The organism is Pseudonocardia sp. TRM90224 (assembly GCF_021245725.1).
GTDB lineage: Bacteria > Actinomycetota > Actinomycetes > Mycobacteriales > Pseudonocardiaceae > Pseudonocardia.
The window spans coordinates 1-19537 of record NZ_JAJGSX010000080.1 but is presented as its reverse complement, the minus strand read 5'-3'; the positions used below and the strand labels follow the sequence as shown (position 1 = coordinate 19537).

Genomic DNA, 19537 nt, shown 5'->3' with positions numbered 1-19537 from the left:
GGCCGCGGCCGTTCCGCGAGCCGCGCCCCCACGGATTCTCATCCCTCGTGGCGGCCCAGAGGGCCATGGCGGACTTTTCCTGAACCTCGCCCAGCGCCGTACGGGCCGGGTTCCGGTCAGCCGCGCTGCTTCCCCGCCGCCGTCGCGCCTTGGCGCAGCGTGCCCAGGATCCGGGTGAGGTCGGCGCGGTCCTCGGCGTTCAGCTCGTTGAAGAAGCTCTCGCTCTCGGCCGCGCGTGCCTCCCGCATCGCCTGTGCGGCTTCCGAACCGCCGGGGGTCAGCACGACGAGGGTGGCGCGGCGGTCCTGCGGGTCGGGCTGCCGCTCGACTAGCCCGCGGTCCTGCAGGGCGTCGACGACCTCGGTGGTCGAGCGCGGCGCGATGCCGAGATGGTCGGCGAGCGCGCTCAGCCGGATCGTGCCGTGCCGCAGCAAGGTCATCATCGCCCGCGACTGCGCAGGCGTGATCTCCCATGGCGTCAACGTCTCCCGGGCCCGCAGGCGCAGCTGCCTCGCGACCGCCCAGAACGCCTCGGCCAGCGTCTCGTCGCTCACGGAACAAAACTACCAGGAAGTGTTGTTGTTCCCTCATGATGAGGTAACCTCAGTAATCTTGCTGGACGAGAGGAACCCACTTGGAACCCGAACCACACAACCGCCCGCGCAAGTCCGACGAGCGCAGGGGCGTCACCGCCGCCGAGAAGGCACTGGCCCGCGAGGTGTCGCTGCGGCGCATCTTCCGGCTCTTCACCCCGCACCGCTGGCCGCTCACGGTCGTCACCACCCTGATCATCGCCTCGTCGGTGGTCGGGATGGCATCGCCGTTCCTGCTGCGTGAGGCCATCGACGTCGCACTCCCCGAGCGCGACGTCACGCTGCTGATCTGGCTGACCTCCGGCATGGTCGCCGTCGCCGCCCTGACCGCCGCGTTCGGCGTGCTGCAGACCTGGATCAGCACCAGGGTCGGCCAGCGGATCATGCACGGGCTGCGCACCGACGTCTTCGCCCACCTGCAGCGCCAGTCGCTCGCCTTCTTCACCCGCACCCGCACCGGCGAGGTGCAGTCGCGGATCACCAACGACATCGGCGGGATGCAGTCGGTGGTCACCTCGACCGCGACCTCCATCGCCGCGAACCTCACGACCGTGGTCGCCACCGTCGTCGCGATGCTCGCGCTGTCGTGGCAGCTCACCCTCATCTCCCTGGTCGTGATGCCGCCCGCGATCTACCTGACCCGCCGCGTCGCGCGGATGCGCCGCACCGTCACCGCGCAGCAGCAGCGCGAGCTCGCCGACCTCAACGTCACCATCGAGGAGAGCCTGTCGATCAGCGGTATCCAGCTGAGCAAGACGATGGGCGCCGCACCCGCGTTGATCGAGCGCTTCACCGGGTCGTCGGCGCGGCTGACCGACCTCGAGCTGCGCTCCGAGCTGGCCGGCCGCTGGCGGATGGCCTCGATGAGCGTGATCTTCGCGGCCGTGCCGGCCGTCATCTACCTCAGCGCCGGCCTGCCGATGACGGCGGGCGCGATGACGATCGGCACCCTGATCGCCTTCACCACACTGCAGAACGGGCTGTACCGGCCGCTGATGGGCCTGCTCAACGTCGGTGTGACGCTGGTCAGCTCGCTCGCGCTGTTCGCCCGCATCTTCGAGTACCTCGACCTGCCCGTCGAGGTCGACGACCCGGCAGCGCCGGTCGACGTCGACCCGACCCGCGTGCGCGGCCACGTCCGCATCGAGGACGTCACCTTCACCTACCCCGGCAGCGACGCCGCCGCGGTGGCCGGCGTCAGCCTCGACGTCCCCGCAGGCACAACGCTGGCGCTCGTCGGCGAGACCGGTTCCGGCAAGAGCACGCTCGCCGCGCTCGTCGCGCGCCTCCACGACCCGAGCGCGGGACGCATCACGATCGACGGCATCGACCTGCGCGACATGCGCCTCGCCGACCTCGCCGCGATCGTCGGCGTGGTGAGCCAGGAGACCTACCTGCTGCACACGACCGTGCGCGGGAACCTGCGCTACGCCAAGCCGGACGCCACCGACGCCGAGATCGAGGCGGCCGCGCGTGCCGCGCAGGTGCACGAGCTGATCGCCGGCCTGCCCGACGGCTACGACACGATGGTCGGCTCGCGCGGCCACCGCTTCTCCGGTGGGGAGAAGCAGCGCATCGCCATCGCGCGGACGCTGCTGCGCAACCCCCGCGTCCTCGTGCTCGACGAGGCCACCAGCGCGCTCGACACCGAGACCGAGCGGGCCGTCCAGCACGCCTTCGACCAGCTTGCCGAGGGCCGCACGACGATCACGATCGCGCACCGGCTCTCCACCGTCCGCGACGCCGACCGGATCGCGGTGATCGACCACGGCCGCGTGACGGAGACCGGCACGCACGAGAGCCTGCTGGAGGACAACGGCCGGTACGCGAGCCTGGCTGCGTGAAGGGGAACGGGCTCGACCGAGCGGTCACACAGCGCCGATGAGCGTGTCTCCCGTCGTCGTGATCAACTCGTCCATCGCCGTGCCGTCCATCGTGTCCGGCTGGAGGAGAAGGCGCCGGACACCGATCTCGGCATACCGTCGAGCGGTCTCCACGGTGATCGGGCCCGGTGGGGTGATCGTGACCTCGAGGTCGCCGAGTGCCGCCGGGCGCTCGTGCCGTTGCGCTGCCCGGCCGAGCGCGGCGAGCGCGCTCGCTGTTTCGTCGACGCTCAACTCCCAGCCGTACCAACCGTTGCCCTGCTCGACGGCGCGGCGGAACGCGGCCGCCGAGTGACCGGCGATCACGATCGGCGGATGTGGTCGCTGCGCCGGCAGCGGGCGCTCCAGCACACCGGCGAAGGAGACGAACCGCCCGTCGAACGACGGCGTCTCGGCACCCCACAGTGCGCGCATCGCGGCGAGGTACTCGTCGGTGCGTGCACCTCGCTCCGCGAGCGGCACGCCGAGCGCGCGCAGCTCCGGCTCCAGATAACCGGCGCCGACCCCGACGATCAGCCGACCCTGCGAGAGCGCGTCGATCGACGAGACCTGCTTGGCCAGCAGCACGGGCTGCCGCTGTGGCAGCACGATGACCCCGAAGCCGAGGCGCACCCGGCTGGTGGCCGCGGCGAGGAACGAGAGTGCCACGACCGCTTCGATGCGCGGCTGGTCAGCGGGATCGGACGCATCCACCGGCAGCGCGATGTGGTCGCCGACCCACAGCGACTCGAAGCCGGCCTCCTCGGCCAGACGCGCGCGCCTCACCATCGTGGTCGGGTCCGCACTACTGCCCCGGTGCAGGCCGTACAGGGCGAAGTCGAGGCCGCTCGACACCATATGAACCTCCGCATCGATCTTCGATGCCGACGCTACTGCCTCAGCAACAGTCCGTGATCTTGCACGACGGGCACAGCGCGGCGTGCGGGCTGCCCCGGAGTTCGTCGACGGCAAGCGCGATCGACGGCGAGTGGAGCCCCGTCGTCGGGCGATCCGGTTCGAGTCGTCCGTGGCAACTCGATGCTGTCATCTACCTCAGAGCCAGCGCGCCGCCGCCTCGTAGGTGTCGGTGGGGGAGCTGTTGAAGGCGATGGCGGCGTCGGGTGCGTGCCGGCGCACGAGGTTGACGATCCGCTCGAACAGCTCCAGCAGCTCGTCGGGCTTGCGGACGCCGCCACCGACGACAACCACCTCCCACGCCCTGCTGCCGAGCGCTTCGGTCACGACGGCCTCGATGTCGTCGCTCCCATCGAGCCCGAACCAGCAGGTCGCGACCCCGACGCCGGCATCGGCGAAGCGAGCCATGCCCGCCGCGATCGCCTCGACGACGGGCGCCGGGTCCCACGAGCCGGGCACGCGATGCGGGTCGAGTCCGATCACCAGTACCCGGGGCCGCGCTGCGGTGGTGTCCATCTGCCCGACCGTAGCGGGAGTGCCCCGATGGGCCGCCGATCGTTGCCGAGGTATCACCGGCGCGTCCTGCTGGCTCATCATCGTGTGCCGGGGGCCTTCGGAGGAAGGGCGAGCAATGGCGATGGACGGGGCAAGCGACGGGGCCGGACCGCCTGAGGTCGGCAAGGCGGTCGACCTGCCCCCGTTCGGGCCGGGCGAGTACCACGAGATGCGTGTGCACGGGGTGGCCGGCAGCTCCGCGGAGAGCATGCTCGGCCTGCAAGCCCGGCTCGGCGCGGTGGACGTGGTGCGGCCCGCCACCGGGTGCGGCGAGCAGCCCCAGCCGGGCGACATCTCGGTCTGGCACGCGCCGACCACCGACCCCGTGTTGCGGGCGTGGTCGTGGGGCTCGCTCACGTCCGGGCACTGGTACCAGGCGTTCTACGTCCTGCTGCTGCCGTTCATGATCGCGAACCTGGCCGGCTGGATGCTGCTCACCCGCCAGATCGCCACCCCCGCCGCGTCGTACGCCAAGCCGAACGTCGGCGCCGGCAACGGCGACGACACCGATCCCGGCTACCGCGACCGGTCGCTGCGCCACTCGATGCTGCTGGTCAGGCTGGTCGGGCTGCTCGTGACCGTGGTGTTCGTCGTGTCGGTCCAGCTCGCCGTCGCCGACCTGCTGGTGTGGCAGTGGCTGCACCACAAGCTGGGATGGCCGGTGTGGACGGTCGGGTTGGGCCCGGTCGGCACCGCTGCGGTGTTCGCGGGGGTTGTGGTGCTGACCCGCATCCGGCTGCGCCCGCAGCTCTCCCGCGACCCGTGGACGGACCAGCGCGACCCGGTCGGGTTCGGCTTCCTGCAGCGCCGCCAGACGTTGCTGTGGAACAGCCCCGGCATCAACGTCACGCTGCGCCGCCTGCACCTCGCCGGCGGCCTGGCGACGATCGGGGTGCTGGCGGCGTGGCCGTCCGGGACCGTCGAGGGCATCTGGTCGGCCGCACGATGGCTGGCGTTCGGGCTGGCCTGTGGCGCGGGTGTGCTCGTCGTGGGACTGCTGGCCGCGATCAGCCTCGGCGACGGCAGGCGCGGTATGGCCGCCGTAATGGGTCTGACCAGGCACGTCGTCTGGATGATCGCGGCGTTCGGTGTCGCGTTCGCCGCAGTGGCCCCGATCGGGCTGTCGCCGGAGACCGACACCATGTGGACGACGCTGCCGGCGCTGCGTGGCGCCGCCGCGTGGGTGGCGGCCGGGACACTGGCGGGCACGGTGGCGCTGCTCGTGCTCGGCCTGCTCGTCAGGCGCGACCGGCGCGACCGGCGCGCGGCCAACGCGCCCAGCGTGCTCCTGCTGGCCGCCAGCATCGGCGCCGCGTTCGGGGCGGGGCTCGCCGGCCAGACCACGCGGCTCGTCGACGGCGACTGCGTCGAAGGCCCGGATTGCCTGGTGGTCGGCAGCCACGTCTCGTGGCTCGCGATCGGGGTGACCACGAGCCTCGCCGTCGTCATCGGCGTGACGGCCGTCCGGGTCGTCGCGCTGCTCGCGAAGCGCGGCCTGGGTCGGTGGCGGACCGTGCCGCCGACCCTGACCAGCTCCGCGACCTGGATCACCGCGCTGCTGGGCGGCACCGGTTTCGTGCTGGCCGGTATCGGCGTCGGCATCACACTGGCCCTGCCGGGCGGACTGCCGTCGGCGACGGAGTTCCCCGTGGCCATCGCGTGGGTGGTCGTGGCCCTGATCGTCGGGCCCGTGGTGGTGGGCGCGTTCGTGCTGGCATGGACCATGCCGGCGGCCGCCCGGCGCCGGGCGGGCACGCCGGCGGGCCGGATGTGGGTGTACCGGGTGCTCGGGCTGCTGGCCGTCGCCGGGGCGGTCGCGCTGGTCACGGTCGCGGCCCGCAACGGCTGGCACATCGACGTGCTCGACGTGCCGCTGCCGCCCCGCACGTTCGACGACTTCGCGATGGACGTTGCGATCCTCCTCCCGACCGCGGCGCTGCTGACCCGCATCTACGGCGGGCTCCGCAACCAGGGTGTGCGGCGTGGGGTCGGCGTGCTGTGGGACGTGGGCACCTTCTGGCCGCGGTGGTTCCACCCGCTCGCCCCGCCGACGTACGCCGACCGCGCCGTGCCGCAGCTGGCCGCGCAGCTCGACGCCGACCTCGCCGTGGCGGGGCACCGGTTGTTGCTCGCCCCGCACAGCCAGGGCGCCGTGATCGCCGGGGCAGCGCTGCTCGACGGGGCGTCGCGGCCGGGGTTGGCGATGCTCAGCTACGGGTCGCCGTGGAACCGGCTCTACGCCGAGTTCTTCCCCGCGCACGTCAACGCCGAGACCACGGCGGCGCTGGCCGACCGGCTGCGCACCGGCGACCGGATCCGCTGGCGCAACCTGCACCGCGAGACGGACCCGATCGGCGGCGCGATCCCGGGCGTCGACGACCAGCCCGCGATGCCGGACCCGTGCCGCCGCGGGCACTCCGACTACTGGGTGGAGCCGGCCTACCGCGCGGCCGCGGAGGAGCTGCGTGAGGTGCTGGACGCGCCTACTCGGGTGCCGGCACCTGGTCCTTGATGTCGTCGTAGCCGGTGGCGGCCGGCGGCTCGGAGGGCGCGTAGATCACGCGGATCACGCCGGTCGGGAACACCTCTGTCGCGGTGACCTGCAGGTGGTAGGGCGCCTCGCCGTCGTCGAAGAGCTTGCGGCCCTTGCGTGCGGCCACCGGGTGCACCAGCAGGCGCAGCTCGTCGACCAGCCCGGCGGCGAGCAGCTGCTGCACGACCGAGATCGAACCGGGGATGAGGATGCCGGTGATGCCCGGGTCGGCCTTGAGGGCCGTGACGGTCTCGACGAGTGGCCCGTCGAGCAGCTCGGAGTTGCGCCAGGTGAACTCCAGCTGCTGGCGCGAGACGACGATCTTTCGCAGGTCGCCGAGCTGCTTGCCCATCGCCGCGTCAGCCTCCCCGGCGGTCTCGCGGTCGGGCCACGCGCCGGCGAAGCTGTCGTAGGTCTCGCGGCCGAGGAGCAGCACGTCGGAGGTTGCGTAGTCCTCGGTGACGGCGCGGCCCATGTTCTCGTCGAAGTACGGGAAGTGCCAGTCGGGGTCGATCTCGGCGACTCCGTCGGCGGAGATGAACAGGGTGGAGATGACCTTCGCCATTGCCGTGGTCCTTTCGTCAGCGAGGTGGGTCCGAACGGTAGACCGGCGCGGAGCCGGAACTCATCGGTCGGTCGCCCACGCACCCGATCTCCCCACCGTTTTGGGCGGATGCGCGCTCGCGGAGCGCGCATCCACCCAAATCGGTGGGGAAGTTGCGGGCTACTCGAGCCACTCGGTGACGAAGCGGTCGTTCTCGTGGATGTGCACCGCCTCGTAGACATCGGGGCCGAGCACCGCGAACTTGTGCGGTGTGTTCGCCGGGACGACGAGGATGTCGCCGCCGCTGCCCTCACGCTGCTCGTCGCCGATCGTGAACAGGGCGCGGCCCCGAATGATCACGAACGTCTCCGCATATGGGTGCTGGTGCAGCCGCGGGCCGGAGCCGACGACGTCCGTGCTCTCACGGATGATCGATACCCCGGCGCCGATCTCGTGACCTTCAACGCTGCCGTCGCTCATCCCGCCATGCTTCAACGGGAGGGGGTAGGCGTCAAACGTCGGTTGCGTCCTGACCGGTGACGAGCGTGGTCGTCACCGGGGTGGTGCTGCGGAACAGGTCGAGGACGGGGCAGTGCGCGTCGACCGCGGTGGCGAGCCTGCGGTACTCGGCCGCTTCGGCCGGACCGGAGAGCGTGACGGTCACCCGCACGTCGCCGAACCCGGGCCGGACGGTGTCGTCGAAGCCGTAGAAGCCGCGCACGTCGAGATCACCCTGGACGTCGATGCCGATGTCGTCGAGCGGGACGCCGAGCTTCGCCGCCCACACCCGGTAGGTCACGACCTGGCACGAGAGCAGCGCGGCCAGGGCGGTCTCCACCGGGTTCGGGGCCTCGTTGTCGCCGCCCAGTGCCGGCGGCTCGTCGACCAGCAGGATGTGGTTGCCGATGCGGATGTGCGAGCGGACGCCCTCCCCGCCGGTGCCGGACGCGCTGAACCGGATGTGGGCCCGTTCGGGCTGGTCGGTGAGCTTCGCGGCGGTGGCGTCGAGGATGGCGCACAGCGCCTCGTCCCGTCCGGTCGCGTCGACGGTCATGGGGGCTCCTGGTCGGCTCGGTCACTTGCACCTTGCCGGGCCGAGCCCCCTTTGCCTACCTGATGGGCCGTCAGAACGTCCGGAGCGTCCAGGTGTAGCTGTAGCTCAGCCGCCCTGCGCAGTCGCCGCCACCCTCCTTCAGCTGCCCGTGCCCCACGAGGGTCGGGCTGGCCGCGAACGCCAGCGGCGCCGTCACGAAGTTCTGCGGTGGCACCGGCTCGCCGGGGTCCTGCTCGTACCAGTCCATCGAGAAGGCGCCGGTCACGTCGACGTCGGTGAGCGTTGTGACGAACTCCGGGAAGTGGTAGACGCGATCGGGGGACGTGCCGCTCGCCTCGTGCGGTGTGCCGTCGGGGCCGACCCACCGTGCGACCACCTGCATCGAGCCGTCCGGGTCGCAGCGCGGTGTTGCGGTCCGCTTGAGGCGCAGGTCGGAGACGACGATCCGGTAGAGCGGCCGGACCTGCGCCGTCCAGGGGATCGTGACGGTGTGCCGTCCGTTGCTGACCTTGATCGTGAGGTCGACGGTGCGGATCCGGCCTTCTTCAGCCGGCAGGTCGACCCTCGGGTGGGCGCCCTTCAGGTCGGTGTAGGGCTGGCTCGCCAGCTGGGTCGTGCCCGACAGGATGGTGACCGTGATGCCCGCGGCGTCCGGTATCCCGCCCGGCACGTCGGCCCGCGCGGTCACGCTCTTGATGCTGGGCACCACCGCGGCGGCGACGGCCTCGACGACCTCGGGGTCGTTCGGTTCGGGCACCAGGCCGGGTGCTCCCGACGCGGTGCCGCTCGAGCCGAGAACGAGGGCCAACCCCATGGTGAGGGCAAGTGCTGTCCGCCTCACCGTCGCCCGTACCGCTGCGTTCATGGCTCTCCGATCCTGTGCCGTGTGCAGGCAGCGTGACCGGGGCGGCCTGGCCGGACCATGCCCGTTGCGCGCGGATCTCCTGCTGTCACGGCACGGCGACCGTGACCTCCTGTTCGGAGGTTGTGGTGGCGCCGATGCCCGCGGTGAATGCGGCTCCGCCGGCGAAGGCGATGACCAGGGCGGCGACGGCCGCGACGACAGTCCGCCACCGTGTCGGCCGCTGTGGCGTGGGCACAGTCGGCGCCGCCCCGCCGGCGATCGTCGCGCGCACCTCCAACCACGGCTGCCGGGCGTCCCCGTCGAGACCGCACGCGCGCAGGAAGGCGAGCAGGAGCTCTTCGCGCGGGAGCCGGTTGCGGCCGAGCATGGTGGCGACGGTGGAGGCGGGCAGCGAGTCGCCCGCGGCGGCGGCCTGGCGTTCGAGCTGCCGGAAGCTGCGCCCCGACCATGCCTTGAGCCGTCGGAGCTCGGCGACGAACGCGGCCGCGTCGGTGGCTCCGGTGGGCGACGGCGCTGTGCTCATCGGCGCTGTGGTCATCGGAGTGGTCTGCATGCTGATCCCCCTCGTGAGCTCGCTGAACGGCGTTCCGAACGAACCCGAACACGCGAACGCGTTGCTTCCTCCCGATCATGCCGGCCAGCGTGTGACTCCCTGATGAACCGCTCCTGGAGGTCACATGCTGGGCCGGATCCGCACCGGTGCGCTGCTCGTCGCGGTTGTGGTTGGGACGGTCGCGTGCGCGCCCGCCGGTGCCGATCTGTCCGCCGATCCGGCCGCCGATCCGGTTGCCGACCTGCTGGAGCGGACGCTGCCGGCCGGGCCCGGCGGCACCGTCATCGCCGCGCACGGCGACCGGATCGTCCATTGCGACGGCTTCGGCCTGGCCGACCGCGAGGCGCGGATCGCCGCCACCTGCGACACGGCGTACGACGTCATGTCGATCACCAAGCAGTTCACGGCCGCGGCGGTCCTGAAGCTGGAGATGATGGGCCGGCTGCGGGTGTCGGACCCGATCAGCACCTACGTCGGGCCGGTGCCGGCCGACAAGCAGCGGATCACCCTCCACCACCTGCTGACGCACACCTCCGGGCTGGTCGAGGGCATGGGCGACGACTACGACGTGCTGTCCCGCGACGCGATGATTGCCGGTGCGCTGGCTTCGCCGCTGGTCTCGACGCCGGGGGAGCGGTTCCACTACTCGAACCTCGGCTACAGCGTGCTCGCCGCGATCGTCGAGGAGGTGTCCGGCGTCGGCTACGAGCAGTTCCTGGCCACCCACCTGTTCGGCCCGGCCGGCATGACCAGCACCGGGTACGTGCTCCCGCAGTGGGAACGCGAGCGGGTCGCTGTCGAGTACGACCCGCAGGGCGTCGACCGCGGCCGGCCGGACGAGCGCCCGTGGGCTGCGGACGGGCCGTACTGGAACCTGCGCGGCAACGGCGGGATCCTGTCGACGGCACGCGACATGTTCCGGTGGCACCGCGCGCTGACCGACGACACCGTCCTCTCCGCAAACGCGAGGTCGGCGCTGTTCACCCCGCACGTCGCGGAGCCGGGCTCCCAGGAGTCCTACGCGTACGGCTGGGGGATCGTCGACACCGACCACGGTCGGGTCGCGCGGCACGACGGCGGCAACGACTGGGCGTTCGCCATGTACGCGCGGTCGCTGGACAGCTCGCCCGACGATGCCGTCATGTCGTTCTGGGTCAGCAACTCCGCCTACCGGGAGCCGGACTGGAACCTCGAAGACCTCGAACCGGACCTGACGCTGAACCTCCTCGATCTGGCGCGTGCTACCGGTCGGCCGTGAAGACCGCCCGCCCCGAGACGTACGTCGCCGTCACCCGCGTGTCGCCGATGCGGTCCGGGGCGACGGTCAGCGGGTCGCCGTCGAGCACGGCGAAGTCGGCGAGCATGCCGACGTCCAGCCTGCCGGTCTCGTGCTCGGCGTGGTTGATCCACGCCGAACCGGCCGTGTACGCGTCGAGGAACTGCCGGGCGCTCAACGACTGGCCGGGCAGGAACGCCGGCCCGGTCCGCTTGCCCGGGGCCCGCCGGTTCACCGCCACGTGCATCGCGTCGAGCGGGTTCGCCGAGCTGACCGGCCAGTCGCTGCCCGCGCACATCCGCGCGCCCGTCGCGAGCAGGTCGGCGAAGGGGTACTGGCGGGCGGCCCGCTCGGCGCCGAGGAACGGGATGGTCAGCTCGTCCATCTGCCGCTCGTGCACGGCCCACAGCGCCTGGACGTTGGCCGTGGCCCCGAGCTCGCCGAAGCGCGGCACGTCGTCGGGGTGCACGACCTGCAGGTGCGCGAGGTGGTGGCGGTTGTCCCGGGCGCCGTTGGCGCGCCGCGCGGCCGCGACGGCGTCGAGGGCCTGCCGCACCGCACGGTCGCCCAACGCGTGGAAGTGCACCTGGAAGCCCAGCGCGTCGAGCCGGACCACCGCCTCGTCGAGCACCTGGGGATCGACGTGCGACAGGCCCGTGTTCGCGGTCGGGCAGCCGCAGGCGTCGAGGTAGGGGTCGAGCATGCCCGCCGTGAAGTTCTCGGCCACCCCGTCCAGCATGATCTTGACGCTGGTCGCGCGGAACGGCCCGCCGTCCGTCTCGGTCCGGAGTTCCCGCAGGTCGTCGATCTGTTCGAGCCCACGGGCGCGGTCCCACCACAACGCGCCGACGACATGTGCGGTCAGCGCGCCGTCGGCGACCGCACGCCGGTAGGCGGGCAGCGGGTTCGGGAACGCGCTGAACTCGCCGACCAGCGCGTCCTGCCAGCCGGTCACGCCCAGCGAGTGCAGGTGCCGCTGCGCGGCGAGCAGCCCCGCGACGACGTCGTCCTCACCGAGGCTCGGCTGATGCCGGGAGACGAGGTCGACGGCGCCTTCGTGCAGCGTCCCCTGCGCGCTGCCGTCGGGTTCGCGCTCGATGCGGCCGTCGGCGGGGTCGGCGGTGCCGGCGTCGATCCCGGCCAGCCGCAACGCCGCCGAGTTGACCCAGGCGCCGTGGCCGTCGCGGTTGAGGAGGATGGCCGGCCGGTCGGGAACGACCTTGTCGAGGTCGTGCCGTGACGGTGTGCCAGCCGAGAACCACTCCATCGACCAGCCGGATCCCACGATCCACGGCAGCTCGGGATGCGTCTCGGCGTACCGGCCGACGCGCAGCAGGGCATCGGCGGCGTCGAGCGCGCCTTCGAGCGTGCATTGCATGAGGGCGAGCCCGGCCGGCACGGGGTGGACGTGCGCGTCGATGAACCCCGGGACGACGGTGCGCCCGTCGAGATCCATGCGGCGCGCGCTCCGGCCCGCGGCCGCCAGCACGTCATCCTGGGCGCCGACGGCCAGCACGCGGTCGCCGCGGATCGCGAGCGCCTGCGCCGACCGCTCGGCGTCGACGTGGACGGTGCCGCCGGTCAGGACGAGATCGGGCTCCATCAGCGTTCGGCCTCCTGGATCACGAGCGGTGAGGGGGTGGCGACGGCCGGCGCGGCGCTGCGCGGCGAGAAGTACGGGGCCTTGCGGACGAACCGCGTGTAGGCGGCGAGCAGCAGACCCAGCACCAGCACACCCAGCGGGACGGCGTTGAGGAACCAGCCGTTGGTCGCGTCGAACGCGAAGTGGTCGGTCGAGGTGGCCTGCAGCCAGAACAGGTAGCCGCCGAGCGCGAGCAGGAACACCGCGCTGAGCGCCGGCAGCACCACGGCCAGCAGTGCGCGCGCCGGTGCCGTGGTGAGCCAGCCGCGGAAGCGCCACGCCGCCGCGAGCCCGGCGAAGCCGTACTGCAGCGAGACGAGCAGCCCGATCGCGGTCACCAGCCCGGTGATCACGGTCTGCAGCGGCCCGAGGGCGAGCGCGAGCACCGACAGCACCGCGGAGATCACCGCGACGGCGATCGTCCCACCGGCCGGCGTGCCGTAGCGGGGGTGCAGCCGCGTCCACAGCTGCCCCAGCGTGCGGTCGCGGCCCATCGCCAGCGTCATGCGGCTGGAGGCGATCACCACCGACTGCAGCACGGCCACCGTCGAGAGCAGCAGCGCCGCGGTGGCGAGCACCTCGCCGGGGACGCCCAGCAGCTTCTGGCCGAGGTAGGGCAATCCGAGCGGGCCCTGCTCGACGAGCTCTTGCGGGGTCAGCGCGCGTTGGAAGGCCAGCGCGGCGAAGATGAACAGCCCGAGGACGAGGAAGAGCGTGGCGAAGCCGGCCCTGCTGGACTGGGCTGGGTGCCGGGTCTCCTCCGTGACGCTGAACGAGCTGTCCCAGCCCCAGAAGACGAAGACCGCCAGCACCAGGCTGGTCGCCAACGCCTGCCCGGGCGGCAGCTGGGCCGGGTCGAACCAGCTCGCCTGCACCGGCGAGGCGTCGCCGGCGACGAACGCCACCACCCCGAGCCCGCCGACGATGATGATCTCGAAGACGACGAGCACCAGCTGCGTGCGCACGGCGAGGTCGGTGCCGCGCACGGCGAGCGCGGTGACCAGCAGCAACCACAGCAGCCCGATGATCGTGCAGGCGGCGTTCGAATCGGGGTCGACCGCGAGCGGGCCGATCGCGGACACCCCGATCGACTGCAGCATCGCCAGCGTGACGCGCCCGGCCAGCGGGGCGCCGTATGCGAGGAACATGACGCCCCCGCACACGACCACCCAGCCCGTCAGGTAGCCGATCCACGGGCTGAACGCGGTGCGCAGCCACACGTAGGCCGTGCCGCAGTTGGGCTCCTCCCGGTTCAGGTACATGTAGGAGACGGCGATGCCGAGCATCGGCAGGAACGCCAGCACGAACACGATCGGCATCTGTGGCCCCGCGACGGAGGCGATGATGCCGAGCCCGACGCCGATGGAGATGGTCGGGCCGACGTTCGAGACGGCGAGCGCCAGCCCGCCGAGGGTGCTGACGCGGCGGGGCAGCTGCTGTGGAGGGGACTCCTGGCCGGGACTGCTCATGTGGGGACTCCCGTGTGTGGCAGGGCGGAGAGCGCAGCGCGGAGAGTGCGGCAGAGCGCCGTCAGCATGCCTCAAGTGAATGACGTTCACAATGCCGTTCACATAATTCTGTCCGTCTGCAAGACTGGCGACATGTCGCCGGCTGAGCCCACCTCCGCCTCCGAACGCACGCGGGCCTCGCTGACGGCCGACCGGATACTCGACGTCGCACTGAAGGTCACCGACGCCGACGGCGGTGCGGCGCTCACCTTCAAGCGGCTCGGACGCGAGCTCGGCGCGGCCCCGACGGCGGTCCTGCGGCACTTCCGCGACAAGGACGACCTGCTCCTGGCCATGGGCGACCGGCTCTACGCCGAGGCGAGCGCATCGATCGGCACCGCTGACGGGTCCTGGCGGGAGCGCCTCACCCGGCTCGCCCATGCCACCCGCGACGCGTTCGTCGCCCATCCGCGCGTCGCGCTGCTCGTCGCCACCCGCACGATGCGCCGCCCGTCGGAGTTCCACGGCGCCGACGTCATCATCGGCGCGATGCTCGAGGCCGGTCTCGACCGGCGCAGCGCCGCGAGCCTGTACCGGGTCTTCGTCGACACCGTGCTGGCCTGGGCGGCGTTCCAGGCGGCCACCCGGACCATCGACCCCGCGCTCATGGAGCGCGACGAGGAGTCGTGGGCCCGCGAGTACGTCATGCTGCCGGCGGCGAGGTACCCGAGCATCAACGCTGTCGCCCCGCTGCTCGCGGAGGTCACGAAGGAAGACCAGTTCGTGCTGACCGTCGAGCTGCTGCTCGACGCGATCGAGGCCCGCGCGGCGACGCAGGTGGACCGGCCGCCCTCCGGCACGCCACGATCGGCGGGTGGGTGACGCCGAGGACCGCGAACGGCTCCGGGAGATGACCGCAACCTCCGACATCGCGACCTTCGGGATGCGGGCGGAGGCGGTGGAGCTGCTGCGCGCGTGGCCACCCGGCCCGCTCGTCGAACTGGCGGTGGACGGGGCCGAGCCGTGGTGGCGCCGTCGGTGCTGCGCGGAAGCGCTGGCCGGGCGCGTCCCACCCGAGCGGGCCGGTGACCTGCTGGCCTGCGCGTTCGACGAGGAGGCGGAGACGGAGGTGCGTGGGGCGCTGCTCGACGTGCTGAGCGTGCCCGGGGCGCCGCACGAGGGGGTGCTGCTCGACTGGCTTCGCACTCAGTCCCTGGCCGGGCAGCCCTACGACATGGACCTCGCGATCATGCGGGCGCGGGGCGTTCTCGCCGACCTGAGCGCGGCCGACGAGCTGGCCGAGCTCGTCGCCGACCCGTGGCGGCACCGGGCACTGGTCGGGCAGGACGGCCTGGACGTGCTGGTCGAGCGGCACGGGCCGCGTGCGGTCGTCGGGCGGCTCGGCGCAACCTCTGCGGAAGAGCTGCTGACCAGCGGTTCGACAGTGGGCCGGCGGCTGGCGGCGCAGCGGCTGGTCGACGACGTCACGCCGGCGCTCGCCGACCCGTGCAGATCGGTCGCCCGCGCGGCGTACGAGCAATTGATCACGACCGACGCCCACCAGGCAGAGCTGCAGCGGCTGGCCGAGCGGCGCGGGGGCGGATCGGTGCAGTATTGGGCACTGGCCGTGCTGGCCGGCCGCGGCTCTGACATCAGGCCGGCGTGGGAGGAGCTCGGCCGGCCGCGGGTCGCGCTGCCCGGCGTTCCGGACGACGTCCGCGCGGCCATCCTCGATACGTACGGGCCCGGCCAGCCGGACACGGACCCGTTGTGGCTGGTCGAGCGGGCCTGCATGCCGCCTCCCGGCGCACCGGACGTCGCTGAGCTGCTGCACATCGCGGTCGCGGTGCTCGCGAACGCGGCCCTGCTGCCGCGGGAGCCCGTCTCCGCCGGCGACTGGAACGACACGGGCTGGGGCACCTACCACGTGATCTCGACCGCGGTCGGTGATGTTGTCGTGAGCACGCTGGGCCCGTACGTCAGCGGCGGGCCCGACGTCGAGCGCGAGTCCGTCGGCCGCGCCCTGGATGCCCTCGTGGCGGCCGGCTTCCAGGAGATCGACGACGACCTCGCCGCGACCCGGTTCGAGGGCCTGGCCGTGTACTTCTTCGGAAATAGGCAGTCGCTGCGGGTCTACGACCTGCTCTTCTTCTGGCAGGACTGAACGCCGACTACCGTGGAAACAATGTCGTCGGAGATCATCACCGGGCTGCGTCGGTCCATGGCGGGTGTCCGGCGCCCGGCGCCGTGGCTGGCGCCGTACGTGATCGGCTACATCGCCGACGAACCGACCGAGGTCAGGCAGATCCGGTGCGTGCCGGACTGCCGGATCGTCATGTCGATCTCGTTCGACACGGGCCGGTCGGCCGTGAAGGGCCTGCACGACGGCCCGACGCTGCTCCAGCTGCCCGGCCGGGAGCGAACGCTGGCCACGATGTTGACGCCGTGGGGGGCGCGCGAGCTGTTCGGCACCGGGATGCACGAGCTGGCCAACGCGCACACCGACCTGTCGGCCCTGCTCGGCCGCGAGGCGTCGCAGCTCGCCATGCGGCTCGCCGACGCGCCCGACTGGCCCGCGCGCTACGCCCTCCTCGACACGTGGCTGACCCGCCGGCTCGTCGACTCCTCGCCCAGCGGGATCGTGAACGCGTTCCGGCGCTTGCACAGCAGCGCCGGAACGGTGTCGATGGAGGATCTGGCCGGCGACGTCGGCTGGAGCAGCCGCGGCCTGCAGGCCCGCTTCCGCGACCACGTCGGCCTGCCGCCCAAGACGATCGCGCGCATCATCCGGTTCCACCGCGCGGTCCGGCTGCTGGCCACCAGCGGTCGTCGCGCGGGCGAGGTCGCCGCCGAGTGCGGCTACTGGGACCAGGCACACCTCAACCGCGACTTCCGGACGTTGGCCGGCCGTTCGCCGAGTCGGCTGCTCGCCGCCCTTGGTGGGTCCGCCCTGTGAGCGACCGCCCCGCGGGTGACCACCTGGAGAGCGGCGGCTCGGCAAGCAGGTCACGGACCCTGACCAGCGAGGCGATCTTGGCGCGGGCGTCGGCGATCGTGTTCATCACCATCAGCTCGTCGGCGTCTGCGGTGATCTCCGCCAACCGCCTCCGCACGGTGTCGGGGCCGCCGATCGCCTGCAGCGCCTGACGCCGGTCGGCCCAGGCCCGCTGGTCCGGCGTCCACTCGTGGGCGAGCGCCTGGGCGACGGTGGGGTTGGGCCCCACCTGGCCGTCCTGCGCGCGCAGGAACGCGAGCTGGCCGGGGTCGGCGAGCTTCTTCGCCTCAGCGTCGTCGTCGGCGCAGACCGTGTTGACGCAGATCAGGACGTAGGGCTCGGCGCAACGATCGGACGGCTCGAACGACTCCCGGTAGGCGCGGACGGCCTCGGCAGTGCCTTCGGGCTGGAAATGGTGCGCGTAGGCGAAGGGGAGGCCGCGTGCGCCCGCCGCCCGCGCACCTCTGCTGCTGGACCCGAGCATCCACACGGCAACCTCCTCCGACGTCCTGAGCCGATCCAGCAGCTCGTCGAAATCGGCGGGGAAACGCTCGTCCGGTTGCCGGCGCAACGCCGTTGCCAGATCCGCGTCGCCGCCCAGTGCGCGGCCGATGCCGAGGTCGATCGCTCCCGGATGGAGCGCGTCGAGCAGCTGGAACTGCTCGGCGACGACCATGGGTGCGTGGTTCGGCAGGAGCACGCCGCCCGCGCCCAGCCGGATGCGTTGTGTCGCCGCCCCCACGGCGGCGAGCAGCACCGCGGGCGACGTGCTCGCGATGCTCGGCGTGCCGTGGTGCTCGGCGACCCAGAAGCGGGTGCAGCCGAGCGTGTCGGCCTGCTGGGCCAAGGCGATCGTCGCCGCCAACGCGGTGGCAGTCGACGCTCCCGTTTCAACGGGGGCGATGTCCAGAACCGAGAGTCTCATCGCCGGCGACGCTATCGACGCGGTTGCGGGGTGGCTTGGAAAAACCCGCATTGCTGACGGCCGGGGGATTGCCCTACCCGTCTCCGGCGGCGCACCGGAGTGTCCGGACGGGGGTTCGGCGATGGGATGTCGACATGACATCGCACGCTCTGCGCACCCGATCCGAGTCGTCCGGCTCGTGGATCCGTGACCTCGCGCCGTTCTTCGCCGTCACGTTCGGGATCAGCTGGGGGCTGTGGGCCGTTGCGCTGGCGTTGGGCGGGAAAATCGCCGACCCCGTCGTCTACTGGCTGTACGTCATCGGGGCCTGCGGTCCGAGTCTGGCGGCGTTGGTGCTTCGGGTGGCTGGTGGGCGCAGCGCGCGGGTGGTGCGCTGGAGTGCGGCGCCGGTTTGGCTGCCCGCTGCGCTCGCGCTCGGTGTCGCCCCCGCGGTGATCACCGTCGTCGTGGCGCCGATGCTCGGAGCGCCGGCGTTCGACCCCGCGACGGTGTCGACCATCGTCACCAGCGTGGGCGGTGTGCTGCCGATGCTGGCGTTGTTCCTGATCGCGGGCCCGCTCGCCGAGGAGTTCGGGTGGCGCGGGTACGCGCAGCCGCGGCTGCGCCGCCACCTGTCACCTGCCGGTACGTCGCTGGTGCTCGGCACGATCTGGGGCCTGTGGCACATCCCGCTGTACCTGCTGGTCGGGACGGGCCAGTCGGCGAAGGGCCTGTTCTCCGTGGCGGCGCTGCTGTTCTTCGGGACCGCACCGGTGCTGTCGGTCGGCTTCTGGTTCGTGTCGGAGCGGCTGCGCGGTGGTTCGCCCGCGGCGGTGCTGATGCACCTGACCATGAACATGGGGCTGGCCCTGCTCGCCGCAACCGGCTCGGTGGTCGGCGGGCTGGTGTACCTCGCCGTGTCGGCGCTGATCGCGGCCGTGCTGCTGGCCTGGCGTCGTCTTCCGGGGTAGAACGAAGTTGATGACCACCGCCGACAGCGACCCGATCCCGCCCGACCTCGCCCGCACCCTCGACAAGGTCGCGGCCGCGCTGGCCAAGATGGGCGCCGGCGACCCGGCCCTGTACGCCGCGCTGTGGGCGGGAACGCCCGACGTCACCCTCTTCGGCGCGTGGGGCACGATCGAGCGCGGCCACAACGCCGTGACCACGACGTTCAACTGGGTGGGCAGCCGCTTCTCCGACGGCGAGCTGGTGCCCAGCCACGACGTCATCGGGGTGAGCGGCGACCTCGCCTACACCGTCGGCTTCGAGCGCGGCGAGGTCCGCGTCGACAACGGCGACCCGTTCCCGATGACGATCCGCGTCACCCACGTCCTGCGGCGGATCGACGGCGAGTGGTGGATCGTGCACCGGCACGCCGACTATCCACCCGTCGACGAGCGGCAGCTCAGTTGATGGAGACATGGTGCGGACTTCGGCGCGGGACTTGATCAGGGTCGACATACCTGGGTGGGATGAACTCCGGTAGGCCGTCGACCATCCGGACGATCCATTCGGTGGAATGGACCTCCCTATGATGCATCCGGCAAAGCATTACCAGGTTGTTGATTTCGGTTGGTCCGCCGTTCTGCCATTCAATAACATGGTGGACGTCGCACCAACTCGCCGGGCGACCACACCGTGCGCATCCGCGGTCACGGGCTGCGACGGCTCGTCGCATTCCGTCGGGAATGACGCGGGAGAGGCGGCCGATGTCCAACGGTTGGCTGTCGCTGTTCATGACGATGGGGATGACTGCGGCGTTGCAGGCGAGTTGGCGGAGGTCTTTGGTGGTGAT

At 71.9% G+C, this 19537-nt stretch carries 20 protein-coding genes; 8 read left to right on the top strand and 12 right to left on the bottom strand.

Annotated elements, in window-relative coordinates:
- Window positions 1-116: 116 nt before the first annotated feature.
- Entirely contained in the window at window positions 117-554 is a 438-nt protein-coding gene (locus LL648_RS42745; protein ID WP_232668718.1) for a MarR family winged helix-turn-helix transcriptional regulator, read from the bottom strand.
- 80 nt (window positions 555-634) lie between these two features.
- Between LL648_RS42745 and LL648_RS42740 the strand changes: the two genes are divergently transcribed.
- Window positions 635-2437: an ABC transporter ATP-binding protein gene (locus LL648_RS42740; RefSeq protein WP_305080829.1), complete on the top strand. Its 1803-nt coding sequence runs from the start codon at window positions 635-637 to the stop codon at window positions 2435-2437.
- 24 nt (window positions 2438-2461) lie between these two features.
- On the opposite strand, the gene LL648_RS42735 is transcribed toward LL648_RS42740, so the two are convergent.
- Both LL648_RS42735 and LL648_RS42730 read right to left on the bottom strand, forming a co-directional pair.
- The gene (locus tag LL648_RS42735; protein WP_232668717.1) at window positions 2462-3313 is read right to left on the bottom strand and encodes an LLM class F420-dependent oxidoreductase; all 852 of its coding nucleotides are present in this window, start codon (window positions 3311-3313) and stop codon (window positions 2462-2464) included.
- A gap of 195 nt (window positions 3314-3508) precedes the next feature.
- Complete coding sequence (locus LL648_RS42730) at window positions 3509-3886, bottom strand: hypothetical protein (RefSeq protein WP_232668716.1); 378 nt, start codon at window positions 3884-3886, stop codon at window positions 3509-3511.
- A gap of 121 nt (window positions 3887-4007) precedes the next feature.
- On the opposite strand from LL648_RS42730, the gene LL648_RS42725 reads away from it, so the two are divergent.
- Window positions 4008-6437: a hypothetical protein gene (locus tag LL648_RS42725; protein ID WP_232668715.1), complete on the top strand. Its 2430-nt coding sequence runs from the start codon at window positions 4008-4010 to the stop codon at window positions 6435-6437.
- On the opposite strand, the gene LL648_RS42720 is transcribed toward LL648_RS42725, so the two are convergent.
- From LL648_RS42720 to LL648_RS42700, 5 genes are all read right to left on the bottom strand, one after another.
- A complete protein-coding gene (locus LL648_RS42720; protein WP_232668714.1) occupies window positions 6409-7023 on the bottom strand; it encodes a dihydrofolate reductase family protein in 615 nt (204 codons plus the stop codon). The genes LL648_RS42725 and LL648_RS42720 overlap by 29 nt on opposite strands.
- A gap of 159 nt (window positions 7024-7182) precedes the next feature.
- Entirely contained in the window at window positions 7183-7482 is a 300-nt protein-coding gene (locus tag LL648_RS42715) for a cupin domain-containing protein (RefSeq protein WP_232668713.1), read from the bottom strand.
- Between the two features lie 31 nt (window positions 7483-7513).
- Window positions 7514-8056 carry an OsmC family protein gene (locus LL648_RS42710; protein WP_232668712.1) on the bottom strand — a complete coding sequence of 181 codons (543 nt, stop codon included), beginning with the start codon at window positions 8054-8056 and terminating at the stop codon, window positions 7514-7516.
- 70 nt (window positions 8057-8126) lie between these two features.
- A complete protein-coding gene (locus LL648_RS42705) occupies window positions 8127-8813 on the bottom strand; it encodes a hypothetical protein (protein WP_232668711.1) in 687 nt (228 codons plus the stop codon).
- Window positions 8814-9006: 193 nt separating this feature from the next.
- Entirely contained in the window at window positions 9007-9474 is a 468-nt protein-coding gene (locus LL648_RS42700) for a helix-turn-helix domain-containing protein (RefSeq protein WP_232668710.1), read from the bottom strand.
- Between the two features lie 124 nt (window positions 9475-9598).
- Between LL648_RS42700 and LL648_RS42695 the strand changes: the two genes are divergently transcribed.
- Window positions 9599-10732 carry a serine hydrolase domain-containing protein gene (locus LL648_RS42695; protein ID WP_232668709.1) on the top strand — a complete coding sequence of 378 codons (1134 nt, stop codon included), beginning with the start codon at window positions 9599-9601 and terminating at the stop codon, window positions 10730-10732.
- Here the strand turns inward: LL648_RS42695 and LL648_RS42690 are convergent.
- Both LL648_RS42690 and LL648_RS42685 read right to left on the bottom strand, forming a co-directional pair.
- Window positions 10716-12353, bottom strand: coding sequence for an amidohydrolase (locus LL648_RS42690; protein ID WP_232668708.1), 1638 nt, complete (start codon window positions 12351-12353; stop codon window positions 10716-10718). The genes LL648_RS42695 and LL648_RS42690 overlap by 17 nt on opposite strands.
- On the bottom strand, window positions 12353-13861 hold the full coding sequence (locus tag LL648_RS42685) for an APC family permease (protein ID WP_232668707.1): 1509 nt from the start codon (window positions 13859-13861) through the stop codon (window positions 12353-12355). The genes LL648_RS42690 and LL648_RS42685 overlap by 1 nt, the downstream gene beginning before the upstream one ends.
- Before the next feature lie 132 nt (window positions 13862-13993).
- Here LL648_RS42685 and LL648_RS42680 point away from each other — a divergent pair, with 132 nt between their 5' ends.
- Genes LL648_RS42680 through LL648_RS42670 form a run of 3 tightly spaced genes read left to right on the top strand, consistent with a single transcriptional unit; the run spans window position 13994 to window position 16796 of the window.
- Window positions 13994-14722, top strand: a complete 729-nt coding sequence (locus LL648_RS42680; protein ID WP_232668706.1) for a TetR/AcrR family transcriptional regulator — start codon at window positions 13994-13996, stop codon at window positions 14720-14722.
- A complete protein-coding gene (locus tag LL648_RS42675) occupies window positions 14715-16004 on the top strand; it encodes a hypothetical protein (protein WP_232668705.1) in 1290 nt (429 codons plus the stop codon). Before LL648_RS42680 ends, LL648_RS42675 begins: the two co-directional genes overlap by 8 nt.
- Before the next feature lie 21 nt (window positions 16005-16025).
- Window positions 16026-16796, top strand: a complete 771-nt coding sequence (locus tag LL648_RS42670; protein WP_232668704.1) for a helix-turn-helix domain-containing protein — start codon at window positions 16026-16028, stop codon at window positions 16794-16796.
- Here LL648_RS42670 and LL648_RS42665 read toward each other — a convergent pair.
- A complete protein-coding gene (locus tag LL648_RS42665; RefSeq protein ID WP_232668703.1) occupies window positions 16720-17760 on the bottom strand; it encodes an MsnO8 family LLM class oxidoreductase in 1041 nt (346 codons plus the stop codon). The genes LL648_RS42670 and LL648_RS42665 overlap by 77 nt on opposite strands.
- Before the next feature lie 134 nt (window positions 17761-17894).
- Here LL648_RS42665 and LL648_RS42660 point away from each other — a divergent pair, with 134 nt between their 5' ends.
- Together LL648_RS42660 and LL648_RS42655 are read left to right on the top strand one after the other, a co-directional pair.
- Window positions 17895-18710 (top strand): CPBP family intramembrane glutamic endopeptidase, encoded by an 816-nt coding sequence (locus tag LL648_RS42660; protein WP_232668702.1) that lies wholly within the window; start codon window positions 17895-17897, stop codon window positions 18708-18710.
- A 10-nt stretch (window positions 18711-18720) separates the two neighbouring features.
- Window positions 18721-19155: a YybH family protein gene (locus LL648_RS42655; RefSeq protein WP_232668701.1), complete on the top strand. Its 435-nt coding sequence runs from the start codon at window positions 18721-18723 to the stop codon at window positions 19153-19155.
- Here LL648_RS42655 and LL648_RS42650 read toward each other — a convergent pair.
- A partial coding sequence (locus LL648_RS42650) for an HNH endonuclease (protein WP_232668700.1) occupies window positions 19148-19537 on the bottom strand: 390 nt, incomplete at its 5' end. The two genes, LL648_RS42655 and LL648_RS42650, sit on opposite strands and share 8 nt — an antisense overlap.

Coding starts and splice junctions, on each gene's coding strand:
- LL648_RS42685 (WP_232668707.1), bottom strand. CDS start 13,861: ATGAGCAGTCCCGGCCAGGAGTCCCCTCCACAGCAGCTGCCCCGCCGC.
- LL648_RS42725 (WP_232668715.1), top strand. CDS start 4,008: ATGGACGGGGCAAGCGACGGGGCCGGACCGCCTGAGGTCGGCAAGGCG.
- LL648_RS42710 (WP_232668712.1), bottom strand. CDS start 8,056: ATGACCGTCGACGCGACCGGACGGGACGAGGCGCTGTGCGCCATCCTC.
- LL648_RS42720 (WP_232668714.1), bottom strand. CDS start 7,023: ATGGCGAAGGTCATCTCCACCCTGTTCATCTCCGCCGACGGAGTCGCC.
- LL648_RS42730 (WP_232668716.1), bottom strand. CDS start 3,886: ATGGACACCACCGCAGCGCGGCCCCGGGTACTGGTGATCGGACTCGAC.
- LL648_RS42680 (WP_232668706.1), top strand. CDS start 13,994: ATGTCGCCGGCTGAGCCCACCTCCGCCTCCGAACGCACGCGGGCCTCG.
- LL648_RS42695 (WP_232668709.1), top strand. CDS start 9,599: ATGCTGGGCCGGATCCGCACCGGTGCGCTGCTCGTCGCGGTTGTGGTT.
- LL648_RS42660 (WP_232668702.1), top strand. CDS start 17,895: ATGACATCGCACGCTCTGCGCACCCGATCCGAGTCGTCCGGCTCGTGG.
- LL648_RS42655 (WP_232668701.1), top strand. CDS start 18,721: ATGACCACCGCCGACAGCGACCCGATCCCGCCCGACCTCGCCCGCACC.
- LL648_RS42715 (WP_232668713.1), bottom strand. CDS start 7,482: ATGAGCGACGGCAGCGTTGAAGGTCACGAGATCGGCGCCGGGGTATCG.
- LL648_RS42665 (WP_232668703.1), bottom strand. CDS start 17,760: ATGAGACTCTCGGTTCTGGACATCGCCCCCGTTGAAACGGGAGCGTCG.
- LL648_RS42700 (WP_232668710.1), bottom strand. CDS start 9,474: ATGCAGACCACTCCGATGACCACAGCGCCGATGAGCACAGCGCCGTCG.
- LL648_RS42670 (WP_232668704.1), top strand. CDS start 16,026: ATGTCGTCGGAGATCATCACCGGGCTGCGTCGGTCCATGGCGGGTGTC.
- LL648_RS42690 (WP_232668708.1), bottom strand. CDS start 12,353: ATGGAGCCCGATCTCGTCCTGACCGGCGGCACCGTCCACGTCGACGCC.
- LL648_RS42735 (WP_232668717.1), bottom strand. CDS start 3,313: ATGGTGTCGAGCGGCCTCGACTTCGCCCTGTACGGCCTGCACCGGGGC.